This is a genomic window from Lacticaseibacillus sp. 30, from assembly GCF_053819265.1.
Map to the genome: position 1 here is coordinate 1 of NZ_JBSOQX010000020.1, position 14,547 is coordinate 14,547.

Below are 14,547 nucleotides of genomic sequence, written 5' to 3' on the forward strand. Positions count from 1 at the left end.
TTGGCATTATTTTAAATGCTAAGTACCCAGTTGAAAAGGATCATCAGGATATTGGGGTTCTAATCCCGCTTGACGACGAAGAACTTAAACCTTTGATGACTAAAGCCTTGAGACGCTACTTTAACGTTCTTAGAAGCAATGAGAAACATATCAAGAACGTTGAAAACTACTTGTATGGCACCATGCAAAACCTATTTGGCGTTTGGTGGAATAAACAAGCGGCTAGAGAATATGCGGCCAAACACCCCGAAGAAGAAAAGTCTGCCGACAACGATAACAGTGGGTTGTACTACTAGTCCTAAAAGGCTACAACCTTTCTAAGCGGTTTTAAGACTTACTAACCTCTTTATACTTAAGTTAGATTTAAATGGCTTAAACAGAATAATAGGGGCTTTTAGATGAGCGCCAGAGCTAACCAGGCTAACTAGCTCAAAAGTTCAGCCTTTAGATCAACGCCAAGCTCAAGTGATTTGAGGCCAGGGCTTTATCTATTGATGAGGTACTCAAAAGGTAGTATAATGGTAGTAGTAAAAGAAAGGAGATGAGACAATCATGGCAGTTAAGGAAAAGAAACGGGTCCAAGTCAAGATTGATAAAGATTTGGCCGATGATACCGAAGCAGTTTTAAGCGAATTGGGCTTAAATCCAACCACGGCCATTAACATGTTTTACAAGCGGATTGTTGCTAATGGTGCTTTACCTTTTAATGCGTCTTTAAGCGAAGAAGAAAGAGCTAATTTACGCTTTTTAAAGGCGACCGAAGGGACACCAGTCACCGAGTTCAAAGACGCTAAAGAGGTCGCTGATTGGCTCAACGATCCAGATGAGGACTAATGACTTAGTCAGCCTATACGTTAGTTTTGTAGAAACTAACGGTGGCAAGTCTCGACCAGTTTTAATTCGTCGGGTATCAGAACAGACGGTCGAGGCTTTTAAAATTACTAGTCAGTATGAAAAGAAGTCGGCTTATATCAAGCAACAATATTATCCGATTCAAGATTGGCAATCCGCTGGGTTGAAGAAACCTTCCTGGGTCGATCTTGGTAATATTTATCGCTTTCCCAAAGCCGGTTTAAACTTTAAAGAAATCGGTCATTTAAGTAAGCTAGATCAAAATAAAATTTCAGATTTTACGCTTGACCTAAAATCAAAAAGAAGAGGTAAGGGTCAAAAGATAATTCAACAGCGATCAAGTAAAAGGAAGCACAAAGAAAGTAAAGCAGAGCTTACACAAAGAATTCAAAAACAGTTAAAAGACTTTGCTAAACACAATCCAGAAATTAAGCCAAAAAACAATCCTGAAAATAAAAACGATCGGCCTAGTTATTAGGTTGATCGTTTTTTAATTTATCCGGTTTATGGGCGTTAACATAGTCAGCAAATGTTTTTAAAAGTTCTTCGGTTTGTTCGACCGAGAGGTTATCAGCTTGAAAGTACTTTTCTAATAAAGCCCCTTTTTGAATTAATCGGCGAGAACGGGCTTTGCGGGCTTGCCGATTTTCATAGTATTTAGATTGCCGTAATTTAAAATCTTCTCGCTCAATTTTTTGTTTTAAACGCGCTTGTTGCTCAACTAATTTTTCATATTGATTAGACATGGAATTTCCCCATCTCGTATGGCTAATGATCTACGGACTTTACCTTTAAAAATTCAGAAAATTGCTTGGCTAAAAGCTTAATCTGATCGTTAGACAAATTAGCATAATCTAAATTAGATTGACTGATGATTTGTTTACCTAGACGTTGTTCAATCTTATTTTTTTCGTCCTTAATTTTTTGATTAAGGGCTTTTAATTTAGCTTCTTGTTTTTCTAAGTTACTTTGAGACATAAAGATCCCTCCAATCATATTAGAAATAATCACCGAAACTATATTATATAAGAAACATTAAGTCAAAGTATAAAATTTGAAATAGCGAAGCGGAAGGCATACACTAAGTTAAAGTTAAGAGAATCAGAAGACCGAGTGAAACGAGGTCAATGCGCACTTACACCCCACTAAATTCTTGTGGGGTAAATCGTGCTAAAATCCTGTGTTAGAAGTCGCCGATGGCGACAACAAGGTCAAACCCATCGAATCAAAGGAAGACGGTGACTGACATGGCAATATTCCACATGAGTTTTAGTAATATTAGTGCTGGGAAAGGACGAAGTGCGATTGCCAGTGCCGCTTATCGAAGTGGTGAAAAATTATTTGATGATCAAGAAGGTCGCCACTATTTCTATGCTCGGTCAGTCATGCCAGAGAGTTTTATTTTAACTCCTAAAAATGCACCAGCATGGGCCAGTGATCGAGAAAAATTATGGAACGAAGTAGAAAGAAAAGATCGGCGATCAAATTCTCGGTATGCGAAAGAGTTTAACGTGGCTTTGCCAGTTGAACTAAGCGAAGATGAACAGAAAGAGTTATTGACAAAATACGTGCAAGAAAATTTTGTTGATGAGGGCATAGTAGCTGATGTAGCGCTTCATCGCGACCACCAAGATAATCCGCACGCACATGTGATGTTAACTAACCGACCATTTAACCCAGACGGAACATGGGGAATCAAGAGTAAAAAGCAATATATTTTAGATGAGAATGGCAACAAAACATATACCGGAACTAGCAAGTACCCTAAGAGTAGAAAGATACTGATGGTCGATTGGGATAAAAAAGAAAAAATAACTGAATGGCGGCACAATTGGGCAGTTAGTGTCAATCAGGCTTTAGAGCAAAAAAACATTCCTGATCGGATCAGTGAAAAATCATTTGTGGAACAGGGAATAGCTGACACACCAATGCAACACGAGGGAATCAATAGCAAACGGCATGAAAGAAAAGAATTTAATCAACAAGTTAAGAACTATCGCAATTCCAAAGCTGGCTATAAAAATATGCAGGAGAAAGTAGTTAATCGAGGCCACTTGGATAGCCTAAGTAAACACTTCTCGTTTAACGAGAAAAAAGTGGTCAAAGAGTTAAGCCACGAACTGAAAACTTATATTAGTTTGGAAAGTTTAGATGATAAGCGGCGCATGCTATTTAATTGGAAAAACAGTACCTTAATTAAGCACGCTGTTGGTGAAGATGTCACTAAGCAATTATTGACGATTAACCAACAAGAAAGTTCACTAAAAAAAGCAGATGAACTCTTAAATAAAGTAGTTGATCGCACGACTAAAAAACTTTATCCAGAGCTTGATTTTGAACAGACAACCGCGGCTGAACGACGGGAATTGATTAAAGAAACTAATAGTGAACAAACGATTTTCAAAGGCAGTGAATTAAACGAACGTTTAATGAATATTCGTGATGATTTATTGGCCCGACAATTATTGACCTTTACCAAGCGGCCATATACCAGCTGGCAGTTATTAATGCAACAAGAAAAGGAAGTCAAAATCGAGCTTAAATATACGCTGATGATTCATGATGATAGCTTAGAAAGTCTAGAACACGTTGATCAAGGTCTACTAGAAAAGTATTCACCAACCGAGCAGCAAAAGATTACTCGCGCAGTCAAAGATTTGCGAACAATCATGGCTGTTAAGCAAGTTATTCAAACCCAATACCAGGAAGTTTTAAGAAGAGCCTTTCCTAACGGCAATTTTAATGAATTACCAATGATTAAACAGGAACAAGCCTATACAGCCGTGATGTACTATGATCCTGTTTTAAAGCCATGTCAGGCTGAAACAATTGAACAGTGGCAAGCAAGTCCACCACAGGTGTTCAGTCCCCAAGAACATCAACAAGGACTAGCTTATTTATCGGGACAGCTTAGCTTAGATCAGTTAGAAAATCATCACTTACAACGGGTTTTAAAGCATGATGGCACTAAACAACTCTTTTTTGGCGAATGCAAAGCCGATCCGACGATTAAGAACAGTCAGATCGAGAAAATCCAAAAGCAGTTAAAAGGGCAACAAGCCAAGGACGACCAGTATAGAAAAGTAAATATTGGACATTATCAACCGCTAAATTACAAGCCAGTTAGTCCAAGCTACTACTTAAAGACGGCCTTTAGTGACGCAATCATGGCCGCTCTATATGCCCGTGATGAAGATTACCAACGGCAAAGACAGGCGCAAGGTTTAAAAGAGGCCGAGTGGGAAATGACGAAAAAGCAACGGCAACACCAAACTCGAAATCGGCATGAAGATGGGGGCATGCACTTGTAATCTAAATGTAAAATTAAAAGTGCATCAACGTGCTCATTTAATGGTACAATGAATCCATAATATAGGGAAAGGAGTATTCACATGTGACAAAGAAACAGGAATGGTTTAGCTTAGCTCAAGCTAGTCTCAAGCTTGAACGAGGTAGTACGTACGTGAGTGTTTGGTTAAGACGGCACCCTAACGAGTTGCCAAGTGAAATGCTCATGGAAACGGGCAAAGTTAAATTAATATCTGAAGATGGCATTGAATGGATTAAAAACCACATAAAAAAAGAGGGCGTCCTCGTAAGCAGTGAAGTTGCTAACGGGGATCAGCACCTGGAAGTTACGATTCTAGGTGTCACCCTCCTAACAATCCATTTTACCGGGCGGGTTAGGGGAAAGCTAGTTGTTTAGCGTCCCTAACGCGCTTTTTTTGAGGAGGTGATCCAATGAAAGTAGAAAGCTGGCAAGGCATTAATGGCAAGCTAGTTCATGATGATCAAAGGGCGATTGTGGTTGATGATGACCAAGCATTGACTGATCCAAAACAGTTACAAGCAATTTTAGATCAAGACGGCCAGCCAATCGATGAAGTTCGTCGAGCAATGATTAAGAAGACCATTAAACGTCAGCTAAAAACTCCGCCATTAAAACTTAGGGGCTGGTTTAATCGCCATCAAGACAGTCAAAATGCTAAAAAGACCGAAAAATTGGTAAGTGATAAACCGACCCATCAATATAAGCAGATCAAAAACGAAATGACCTTTTTTGGTGAGAGCTTCTTAGAAGGTTTCTTAGGCTTCTATGGCTTAGAAGTTGATAACGCCTTAGGCCGTTATGAACATAATGTGCATGTCTTAGAGACCCAAGAGCTAGGTCAGTCAGAAAAGGAGTATTACTTAGCCACGAGTGAAAATGGCCGCGTTAATTTAGCTACTGACCCATTACCAAGCCAGCAAATTGCCGAAGAACAATTGAACAAGTTCTATCAGCGTGAGCCAGAAGAAACGCAGGCAGAACAAATTCAATTACGAACATCAGAAGACGATGGGGAGGAGGAATAACATGAAGTTCAGCAAAGTAAAAGCGTTAGCAACTACTGGAGTTACTGCGATCTATTTGGGTTTGATGAACGCCCAGGTTGTTTTGGCGGCGGACGGTGGCGAAGTTAAAAGCAAGCTAACCAGCGCTGGTAAGACGATTCAAGGTATTTTAACTGGGTTGGTCGTTTTAGTCGGGATTTGTGTCGCACTATTTATTATTATCAAAAGAATGCCTGACGCAGACGATCCGCGAGAGAAATCAGAGGTTTATCACGCGGTTGGTCGGGTGGCTGGTTTAGTGGCCCTAGCGGCAGCGATTATCTGGCTATTACCTTGGGTTTACAGCCTATTCACTTAATTTAAAAAGGAGCCTGCCAAATGAAGAAAGGAAAAGAATTTATCTTTCCAGAGAACGTAGATAAAGATTACGGGATCTGGAAAGACTACACCTTGAAGGATTTTGGCTATGCGGCGCTGGCAGGACTAGTGGGCTTAATTTTTATTGCGATCCCACCCTATAGTCTGATCTTAGTCCTGATAAAAATAGTGATTGTTGTCTTAGCCATGACGATTGTCATGGCTATTTTAACAATTAGGCCAGTTGCGGCGCGGAAGAATATTAAAGTGCGGGATAACTTTAAGTTGAAACGCCGATATGCCAATGGTCAGAAACTGTTTTATTTAAAACCGAAGAAGCGAGGTGAACTAAATGCGTTTGAAGAAGAGCAAAACCGCCAATAAATCAGTGAAGCTCGATTGGGATTACCAACCGCCTAAAATCAATGGTGGCAAAGAGACCATTGATGACATGAGCTTGGTGGTGGGTATGTATGGTAACTACGAAGTTACCAAAACGGGTAATCTCGTTGGCATTTTGGAAGTTAGTGGGATCAACCTTGATCTGCTTAATGAAACCGAACAACAGGACGTTTTTGAGGACTATGGCGCGTTTCTGATGAGTACCTTGGGTGAAGGTGTTGATGACACGTTACAGTTCTTAGAACCGACGATTCCCGTCAATATGACGGCTTATCTCAATGGTCTCAAGCGTCGGTATCTTGCGTTACAAAAAGATCACCCGGAGCAACAGTTCAAAATCCAACTCATAGCCAGTTATTTGGACCACTTTACTAAAGTCCAGGAATCCAAAAACATGACAACTAAGCAACATCTGCTAATCGTTAAGGTACCGATTAAAGACAAGAGCGTTAAAAGCTTAAACTTAGCTGTCACTCATTTAGACGAAAAGATCGAACAGGTTAAACGAGACATTGAAAATGCGTTAACGGATTTTGATGTGACGGCCAAAGTTTTGACCAGTCAAGAAGTCCAAGAGATTTTAAAGAACTTGATCAATTTTAATGGATAGGAGGCAACAGGATGAATTTTGGTGATAAGGTCATTGATTTATTTATGCCAACTAAAAAAGAAAGACATCAAGGCGACAGCGGCCAAACGGGTAGTAAGCCTAAACCGGAGGTTGAAGACTTTACCAAGCTGATTGATCGCGATAGCTTGCATTCACTATTTCCGTTTAGCTGGGAACAGTACCCCACCTACGTCCAGTCGGGCGAGAATTTTATTCGGGTGTTAGCGATTGCCGACTATCCTAAGCGGGTGTATGGCAACTGGTTATCAGAATTGAAGCGTAAAAAAGGCGTTATCGATATTGTGCAATATATCGACAGCGCCAGTAACAATTCAATGATTACCTATTACAAGAAGACGATTCAAAATAAGGAAGCGCAGAAGCTCAATACGTTCGACCCGTATAAAAAGAAGATTCTGCAAAATTATATTGATTCAGCCAACATGCAACTAGATAAATACCTTGATAATTCTACCACATTTGTGTACCAACATATGCTCATTTATCTGCGGGCCAACAGTTTAGCAGAATTAGATGACTTAACCGAAAACGTTAAGAATACGTTGATTAAGCTACAAATGAAGCCCCTTGTTCCCGTTAAAGCAACCTTCCAGGCTTTTTGGTCAACCATGCCAATTAACGAGAACCTTATGGGGGATTACACCTATAAAGAGAGTAATACCGAAGTGGCCAGCAGTATGTTTCCCTTTGATGACGCCGAAATTCTGGACTTAAAGCCGAGAAGTGATATTGAAGGAGTTAACAAAGACACCAACAGCTTAATTGCCGTAGATATGTTGGATCGCAACAAGACCCTGAACCAGAATATGGTTGTTATTGGTACTTCCGGTGTGGGTAAAACAACCTACATGATCCAGAAGATTTTAAGATATGCCATTCAAGACTATCAAATTTATATCATTGATCCAGAAAACGAATATACAAAGATCGTGGAAGCGTTAGGCGGAGCGGTGTTGCACTTAACTTCTAATGCAAAGTATAAGATCAATCCATTACAAATCTTTTCCGAAGAAATACTAAGTGCTGATGAAGCCGTCACTAACCTTGATTTATTGGTAAAAGATAAAATCCAGCGTCTAAAAGGTTTCTTTGAAGTTATCAAAACTGGCATTACCCAAGTTGAGCTGGCAATTCTTGATGATGTCGTTAAACAGGCCTACGTCAACAGTGGTGTTTTGAAATATAGTCGCTTAAAAGAAATTAAAGACGATCAGTGGCCGACCTTATCCAATGTTTATGACGAATTGGAGAAACTGGCTGATAGAGACGAAGACAAATTCAATCGGGTTAAAGACTTCTACTATATCTTAGGCAGCTATACCCATGGTTCTAACAGCCTATTTGACGGCCACACCAACGTTAACTTAAAAGGGAAAATCATTTCCTTTGATTTAAAGCCACTACAAAGTGAACAGGAAGTCCAATCAGCGGCTTATCTGAATACCTTCCAGTATTTGTGGGACGAAATCACCAAAGATCGGCATAGCCGCAAAAAATTATTTGTTGATGAATTTCACTTTTTGACCTTGCACAAAGCCGCCGCCACTTTTTTCCATCAAGCGTATAAGCGGTTCAGAAAGTACAATGCTGGAGCAATCGCCGGAACGCAGCAAATTCAAGATGTGATCGAAGGAACGACAGATACTGGGCAGAACATTGGGGAAGCCATTATTGGGAACTCCTATACCAAAGTGTTCTTTGGTCTTGACGGTAAAGGTGTCGATGATGTGATTACCAAATTACGCATGACCTTTTCAGATAAAGAAAAGAAGTTACTAGAACGCCGTAGGCAAGGTGAATCCCTGATGATTTATGGTAGCCAACGTGCCTTTATGAAAGTCGAGTTGACCGAAGAAGAATTGCGGTTAATTGATCCCGAAGCTTACCAAGAAAAATACAACCGTGAGACAGCCATTCAACCGGATTATCAAAAGCGCGTGGTGTTGACGCCAAGTGAAATTGATGCCTTGACCACTACCGAAGAGGAAGGAGGGACTTTAAATGAGTAAATCAAATCAGCTATTGAATATCGAGGTTGGCACCTTCAAGCGACAGGGAAACCAGTTAATTCTCGAACTCAATCACAATCAGTTTCGATACGACCAGTTGAGTGAGCTAAACGAATTAAAGGAAGCTGATTCCAATTTCTTACAGTTGGTTAACGTAGTTGAGCAAGACCAGAAGGTTGTTTTAACTTATACCTTGCCGGATAAAGTCAGATCATTAAAGGACTTGCCACATGAAAATAAGGCAATCCGGTCAGCGATTGCCAAGGAAATTATGGCGCAAAATGTGGTTAACGATAGTCAGTATCACATTGCGTTGAACCCAGCCAACCTATGGTATTACCCAATGCAACATGTTTGGTACGCCTACCGGGCCAATGAACTCATGCCTTATGATGATAAACATAGCAATTTAGCCAAATACAAAGCACTGATTCTGTTTTGCTTGACGGGGACGCCCTATGAACGGCTACTAAGCAATCCCCAAGAAGCCTTGACCAAACACCCGGACGACTATTTACAACAAGTGGCTAAAGCTACATCGTTAAATGAGTTAACGGAAGTGGTTAATGGCATTGAGGACTTTGTGAGCTATCACGAATGGCAGGCAGTTGAAACGGCCCAACAGAAAACCAAACAACGGTTATGGTTGAGTGTGGCCGGGGTAGCGATTGTGGCCGTTTTGGCCGTCGGCTTAGTTCATAAAAGTGATGAACGGCAATATCAAAGCTTAGCTAACCGGAACCAAGCGCAGGTCACGCGATTAAAATATAGCGGTCAAATTCAGACCGCTTTAAATGATCATAAGTGGTCAGAAGCGCAAAAAGATATGAAACGAGCCGGCTATCCTGCAACTAAGCAAGTCAGTGTCTTTTTAAAGCATCGTCAATACCAGCAAGCCTTAAACGTTGACCCAAGTCAGTTGAACAAGGTTGTTAATGCGGCTTATGCCAACCAAGATAGCAGTCAAGTGGCCGATTGGCAGTTACCAACTAAGGCGACGAGTAAGCAAAAAGATCAATTGAAACTCGAAAAAGCGATTGTTAATTATGATACCAATACGCTTAATAACCAATTATCCTTTACGACGAACGCTGATGTTTTATTGAGAATGGGACAAGCTTTCCTCGCCCATAATGATACGCAAGACGCCCAGACTGTCCAAACCAAGTTAGCCGGCGTGAACAGTCCTAAAGCTAAGTATTTAAAAGCCTTGTTAAGTCTCAATGCCGCTAAGAACGAAGTTAGCGACGCCCAAAAGAAGTTAGATGACGCCAACAAGATTGATGGTAGTAAAGATAAGGACAAAGACAAGAAGGTGGATTCGGCTAAGTCGGACTTAAAGAATGCGCAGAGTGACCAATCAGCAGCGCAAAGACAAGTCGATCAGGCCAAGCACAAAGTGGGTGATTAAATGCAGGTATTGTCGTTTGAATATAAGAAAAAGAAGTGGAAGTTGATTGCTTATATTGTGGGCGGCGCCATTCTGCTAATCATATTGCTGATCGCCGCGATTACTGGTCAGCTACAAGAAAACAGTTGTGATAACTCAACCACCATAGAGACGCAATTAGATAGTAAGAGCATGACAGAAAATGCCAAAAATATCTATGCGCACTGGAAACAGAAGTATGGTGCCACGCCACAAGCGGCGGCTGGTATCTTGGGGGTCTTACAACTAGAAAGTCGGCTTGATCCCAAGTCCGTTAATTCAAGTTCCGGGGCCACGGGCTTAGCCCAGTGGTTAGGTGGTCGGAAGGATAAGTTGGAAGACTTAGCCCACAAAGAAAACAAACCAGCGACGAATCTCGGCGTGCAGTTGGACTATCTCGATCAAGAATTGAACAGTAGTTACTATGCATCAAACAAGCAGATCTTTAAGTATACGGACGTGCACAAAGCGACCAAAGCCTGGTTAATGGATTACGAGGGCATGAGTAAGAACCCGGAACAATGGTATCTAAGCCAAAGATACGGGTATGCCGATCACTGGTATTCCGTGTTCGGGGCGAGTGATCCCGTGGCCGGTAATACGTTAGATAATGCAAGTTCAGGAGATCTGACCGAGCTAGGTTGCGATAGTGACCCGAGCTATTCCGGTGGCAGCATTGTTAAAAACGCGGAAAGTATGAAAGGTGACTTCTATTATGTTCAAACCCACCCTAGCCCCGATTTAGGCAGTGATTTAAAGAATCCTAACAAAACCGGCGGAACCGATTGTTCCGGTTTTGTCTGGTTAGCCCTGAATAAGGATGGTTACAAGGCACCCGCAAATATGGGCTGGTTTACCGGCACGATGGCCAGTGACGCCAAAGGCAGCCATCAATATCTGAAACAGATTAGTGAAAATGACGCGAAAGCCGGCGATATTGTGATCGTCAATCAAGGTGTGGGAGCCGGCAACAACGGGCATACTGCCATTCTGCTAGGAAAGTGGCAAGGCAAAGCCACCAAAATCATTGAACAAGGTGGCGTAGGCGACAAGGTTAACGAAAGCACCTTTGGCACCGCCTTTTATAGCTTACTAAGTGGTAGCGATGTGACGTTAGCTCGGCCAATCAAGAAGTAAGGAGGACGAGTAAATGAAACGCAGCATGGTTTTAAGTATTGCGATTGGTAGTTTGATCTTAATCATGTCATTAGGGGCGAATGCCTATCAACATAGCCAAGTTAAGCAGGCGCAACAGCAGATTAGTCGTTTACAAAAACAGAAGCGACAAGTTAACCAGCAATTGACTAAAGCCAACCAACAAAAGCAGTTATTAAGCACTCAAATTGACAGTTATAAGACCTACCAAAATAATAAAGACAAAAGTCAGGCTGAACTTAGCTTTAATACGGTGGTCACCAAGTTCTTTGATGTCATGAATAACTTCAAGCCCAAGACCTACGGTCAGCGTAAAGATGGCGTTAAAGACTTGATTTCCGACAAATTGTACCAGCAATACTTTTCAAACAAAGGGACTTATGGTGACAGCAATAGTGTTTCAGCCAAATTAGATCAGCTGAACCTGTATACACAAAGTAAGCAAGGCCAAAACATGAAAGGCTTAGCTGTCGTCAGTTATGAAAGTAAGAGTGGCGACAACGACTGGCAAAAGGCGACGGTACTTTATCAGGTTACTTTCGATACCACCACGGATCGAATCACCGCAGTCCAAAACTTAGGTAGTAGCTTTAAAGCCAGTGACCTTAATTAAGCGGGTTGGTAAGGCCCTAGCGGTAATCGTGGTGGTTTTAGCCGTTAGTGGTTTTGCCAGTCATCAATATGTCAACCACGTAGAAAAGCAGCGACCAATCGTGACTTTAGCTAAGCACCCTAAAAAAGTGTTGTTCTTCTATCGCGATGATTGCCCGGATTGCCAAGCTGTTTTTCACCGAATCTATTGGCACAACGTCATTAGCCATAACGTTGTTTTTATTAACATGAATCAATCGCAGAATCGGCACTACATTCAGCAATATCAATTAACGTCAGTCCCAACCTTGATCCATGGTAAGCAACGGTACACCGGCACCAACCAACAAAGAATTAAACAGATAGTAGGTGATTAGATGAAAGACAAATTATTAAACAGCGTTAAAGTCAGCACGCCATATCTACTAACGCTAATCATTGGCTTGTATTTAGCGGAGATCTTAGCTGGAGCTGTCATGGCCTTGTCCCGTTATAAGTTAACCTTTGCGCATCATATGCCAACCGTATTAAAACAATTAGCTTTACACCCCTGGCATTATTACAACTTATATTTAGGCCAAAAGAACCCGGTATTAATTATTGTCAGTGTCGCCGTGATCCTATACACCATCTATTTTGCTTTGAAGCGCAACAGCAAGCACAAAGATTGGGAAACTGCGGATACTGAAACTCACGGGAGTGCGACCTGGGGTGATCTAAAAGAATTGAGTGACCATTATTTTAGTATCAATGCCAAAGACCTCACCACAGCATTTAACAAGAGTACCAAGGCCGAAATTCTCAAATCATTAGTGGATCGAGAAAAGTCAGCGAAAGGGGGAGATTAACATGAATGGGACAATTTTAGGGATCGTGGATAAACGGATTGTTTACCAGAATAACAGCACCAAACCCAACCGGAATATCTTTGTGGTCGGGGGTCCTGGATCATATAAGACCCAGTCAGTCGTCATTACGAACCTGTTTAACGAAACGGAGAACAGCATTGTCGTAACCGACCCGAAAGGTGAATTATACGAAAAGACGGCCGGTGTCAAACTAGCCCAGGGTTATCAAGTACATGTCGTCAACTTTGCCAACATGGCGCACAGTGATCGCTACAACCCCTTTGATTATATTCAACGGGATATTCAAGCCGAAACCGTCGCCACCAAGATCGTCCAGAGTGAAAATGCCGAGGGCAAAAAAGATGTGTGGTTTAGTACCCAACGGCAACTTTTGAAGGCACTAATCCTGTTTGTCATGAACCACCGGTCACCAGAGCAACGAAATTTGGCGGGCGTAACGCAAGTCTTACAAGAAAATGACGTTGAAGCCGAGGAAAAGGGTGCGGATAGTCCGCTAGATACCTTGTTTCTTGATCTAACCATGTCTGATCCAGCGAGACGCGCTTATGAGTTAGGTTTCAAAAAGGCCAAAGGGGAAATGAAAGCCAGCATTATTGAAAGCCTGTTGGCGACCATTTCGAAGTTCGTCGACAAGGAAGTGGCCGATTTTACCAGCTTTTCGGATTTTGATTTAAAAGAGATTGGCAACGCCAAAGTTGTTCTATATGTAATTATCCCCGTCATGGATAACACTTATGAAAGCTTCATCAATCTGTTTTTCTCACAATTGTTTGATGAATTATACAAATTAGCCGCCGATCATCACGCTAAATTGCCCCACCAAGTCGACTTTATCCTTGATGAATTTGTCAATTTAGGGAAGTTTCCTAAGTACGAAGAATTTCTGGCGACGTGCCGGGGGTACGGTATTGGCGTGACTACCATTTGTCAGACCTTAACCCAGCTCCAAGCTTTGTATGGCAAGGATAAAGCCGAAAGTATCTTAGGTAATCATGCCGTTAAAATTTGCTTGAATGCCGCTAATGATGTGACTGCGAAATACTTTAGTGATTTGTTAGGTAAATCGACCGTAAAAGTGGAAACCGGTAGTGAGAGTACCAGTCATAGCAAGGAAGAAAGCCACAGCAAGAGCGATAGTTACAGCTATACGAGCCGTTCTCTCATGACCCCCGACGAAATTATGCGTATGCCCGAAGATCAGAGCTTATTAATCTTTAGCAATGCGCGACCAGTCAAAGCTACAAAAGCGTTCCAATTTAAACTATTTCCAGGGGCTGATCATTTGGTTAACTTGTCACAGAATGAGTATCAAGGCCAACCAGAAGCCAGCCAGGAAACCAACTTTCATCAAAGAGTAGCGAAATGGAAAGCAAAATTAAAGGAGACTGCTCAAAAAAAAGCCGCAAACAAGATGTATCAAACAGAGGAGGAACAACAACAGGACAGCCTAGACAGCGACTTAGAGAGAGTTTCAAATAAAGATAGTCAAACAGAGGAGCCAGACGACGACAACTTACTTGGATAATGGAGGACATATTAATGAAAAAATATCAGAAATATATAATCGCTGTGATGACAGTGTTACTGATTGCTGTCGGTCTTACCGCTTGTGGGAAGTCTACAGCACAGGATTTGCAAAGTAATAAATGGTATCTCAACCAAAAAGGACAAAGCTATAAAACCCAATTTAATAAAAAAACAATGATTATTGAAACCCCCTTGATGAATGTAAATGCTAATTATTCAGTCAGTAATACTTCTGGTAAAGAATATTTAAAAGTAAATACTGATGATGAGAAGAATCAAAAATTTGAATTAACTCAAATTAGCGATGGTTATAAAGCTAAAGCAATAAATAAAACTGCCAAAGCAGATGACGGATTAGGAAGCTTTGAATTGCAAAAAAGGAAGTGATAG

At 41.3% G+C, this 14,547-nt stretch carries 19 protein-coding genes; 17 read left to right on the top strand and 2 right to left on the bottom strand.

All coding sequences use genetic code 11. The annotated features are described in order from the left end of the window. The 3 genes from ACWPAB_RS11890 to ACWPAB_RS11900 all read left to right on the top strand — a co-directional run. Window positions 1–296, top strand: a 296-nt coding sequence (locus ACWPAB_RS11890; RefSeq protein ID WP_455692702.1) for a plasmid replication initiator protein A, incomplete at its 5' end; no start/stop codon positions are given. Window positions 297–552: 256 nt separating this feature from the next. Further along, a complete protein-coding gene (locus ACWPAB_RS11895) occupies window positions 553–834 on the top strand; it encodes a type II toxin-antitoxin system RelB/DinJ family antitoxin (RefSeq protein ID WP_002819873.1) in 282 nt (93 codons plus the stop codon). Continuing rightward, on the top strand, window positions 824–1,330 hold the full coding sequence (locus ACWPAB_RS11900; protein ID WP_016381870.1) for a hypothetical protein: 507 nt from the start codon (window positions 824–826) through the stop codon (window positions 1,328–1,330). Before ACWPAB_RS11895 ends, ACWPAB_RS11900 begins: the two co-directional genes overlap by 11 nt. On the opposite strand, the gene ACWPAB_RS11905 is transcribed toward ACWPAB_RS11900, so the two are convergent. Together ACWPAB_RS11905 and ACWPAB_RS11910 are read right to left on the bottom strand one after the other, a co-directional pair. Further along, window positions 1,320–1,598, bottom strand: a complete 279-nt coding sequence (locus ACWPAB_RS11905) for a hypothetical protein (protein WP_003603789.1) — start codon at window positions 1,596–1,598, stop codon at window positions 1,320–1,322. The two genes, ACWPAB_RS11900 and ACWPAB_RS11905, sit on opposite strands and share 11 nt — an antisense overlap. Before the next feature lie 22 nt (window positions 1,599–1,620). Next, entirely contained in the window at window positions 1,621–1,848 is a 228-nt protein-coding gene (locus ACWPAB_RS11910; protein ID WP_076665428.1) for a hypothetical protein, read from the bottom strand. A gap of 251 nt (window positions 1,849–2,099) precedes the next feature. On the opposite strand from ACWPAB_RS11910, the gene mobQ reads away from it, so the two are divergent. The 14 genes from mobQ (at window position 2,100) to ACWPAB_RS11980 (ending at window position 14,544) form a co-directional block, all read left to right on the top strand. Further along, the gene (gene mobQ / locus ACWPAB_RS11915) at window positions 2,100–4,163 is read left to right on the top strand and encodes a MobQ family relaxase (protein WP_076665427.1); all 2,064 of its coding nucleotides are present in this window, start codon (window positions 2,100–2,102) and stop codon (window positions 4,161–4,163) included. Window positions 4,164–4,246: 83 nt separating this feature from the next. After that, on the top strand, window positions 4,247–4,558 hold the full coding sequence (locus tag ACWPAB_RS11920) for a hypothetical protein (protein ID WP_008212308.1): 312 nt from the start codon (window positions 4,247–4,249) through the stop codon (window positions 4,556–4,558). Between the two features lie 35 nt (window positions 4,559–4,593). Further along, complete coding sequence (locus tag ACWPAB_RS11925) at window positions 4,594–5,208, top strand: hypothetical protein (protein WP_016381869.1); 615 nt, start codon at window positions 4,594–4,596, stop codon at window positions 5,206–5,208. 1 nt (window position 5,209) lies between these two features. Beyond that, window positions 5,210–5,545 carry a CagC family type IV secretion system protein gene (locus tag ACWPAB_RS11930; protein ID WP_016381868.1) on the top strand — a complete coding sequence of 112 codons (336 nt, stop codon included), beginning with the start codon at window positions 5,210–5,212 and terminating at the stop codon, window positions 5,543–5,545. 20 nt (window positions 5,546–5,565) lie between these two features. Then, complete coding sequence (locus ACWPAB_RS11935; protein ID WP_016381867.1) at window positions 5,566–5,928, top strand: hypothetical protein; 363 nt, start codon at window positions 5,566–5,568, stop codon at window positions 5,926–5,928. Then, the gene (gene trsD, locus ACWPAB_RS11940; protein ID WP_016381866.1) at window positions 5,897–6,556 is read left to right on the top strand and encodes a TrsD/TraD family conjugative transfer protein; all 660 of its coding nucleotides are present in this window, start codon (window positions 5,897–5,899) and stop codon (window positions 6,554–6,556) included. Before ACWPAB_RS11935 ends, trsD begins: the two co-directional genes overlap by 32 nt. 11 nt (window positions 6,557–6,567) lie before the next feature. After that, window positions 6,568–8,586: a VirB4 family type IV secretion system protein gene (locus ACWPAB_RS11945; protein WP_016381865.1), complete on the top strand. Its 2,019-nt coding sequence runs from the start codon at window positions 6,568–6,570 to the stop codon at window positions 8,584–8,586. Next, the gene (locus ACWPAB_RS11950) at window positions 8,579–9,997 is read left to right on the top strand and encodes a type VII secretion protein EssB/YukC (RefSeq protein ID WP_016381864.1); all 1,419 of its coding nucleotides are present in this window, start codon (window positions 8,579–8,581) and stop codon (window positions 9,995–9,997) included. Before ACWPAB_RS11945 ends, ACWPAB_RS11950 begins: the two co-directional genes overlap by 8 nt. Then, window positions 9,998–11,152, top strand: coding sequence for a phage tail tip lysozyme (locus ACWPAB_RS11955; protein WP_016381863.1), 1,155 nt, complete (start codon window positions 9,998–10,000; stop codon window positions 11,150–11,152). A gap of 13 nt (window positions 11,153–11,165) precedes the next feature. Further along, window positions 11,166–11,783 carry a SadB/YajI family lipoprotein gene (locus ACWPAB_RS11960; protein WP_016381862.1) on the top strand — a complete coding sequence of 206 codons (618 nt, stop codon included), beginning with the start codon at window positions 11,166–11,168 and terminating at the stop codon, window positions 11,781–11,783. Next, complete coding sequence (locus ACWPAB_RS11965; protein WP_016381861.1) at window positions 11,770–12,138, top strand: thioredoxin family protein; 369 nt, start codon at window positions 11,770–11,772, stop codon at window positions 12,136–12,138. The genes ACWPAB_RS11960 and ACWPAB_RS11965 overlap by 14 nt, the downstream gene beginning before the upstream one ends. Further along, on the top strand, window positions 12,139–12,609 hold the full coding sequence (locus ACWPAB_RS11970) for a hypothetical protein (protein WP_016381860.1): 471 nt from the start codon (window positions 12,139–12,141) through the stop codon (window positions 12,607–12,609). A gap of 1 nt (window position 12,610) precedes the next feature. Continuing rightward, the gene (locus tag ACWPAB_RS11975; RefSeq protein ID WP_016381859.1) at window positions 12,611–14,155 is read left to right on the top strand and encodes a VirD4-like conjugal transfer protein, CD1115 family; all 1,545 of its coding nucleotides are present in this window, start codon (window positions 12,611–12,613) and stop codon (window positions 14,153–14,155) included. Window positions 14,156–14,169: 14 nt separating this feature from the next. Further along, window positions 14,170–14,544: a hypothetical protein gene (locus ACWPAB_RS11980; RefSeq protein WP_016381858.1), complete on the top strand. Its 375-nt coding sequence runs from the start codon at window positions 14,170–14,172 to the stop codon at window positions 14,542–14,544. Window positions 14,545–14,547: the final 3 nt, after the last annotated feature.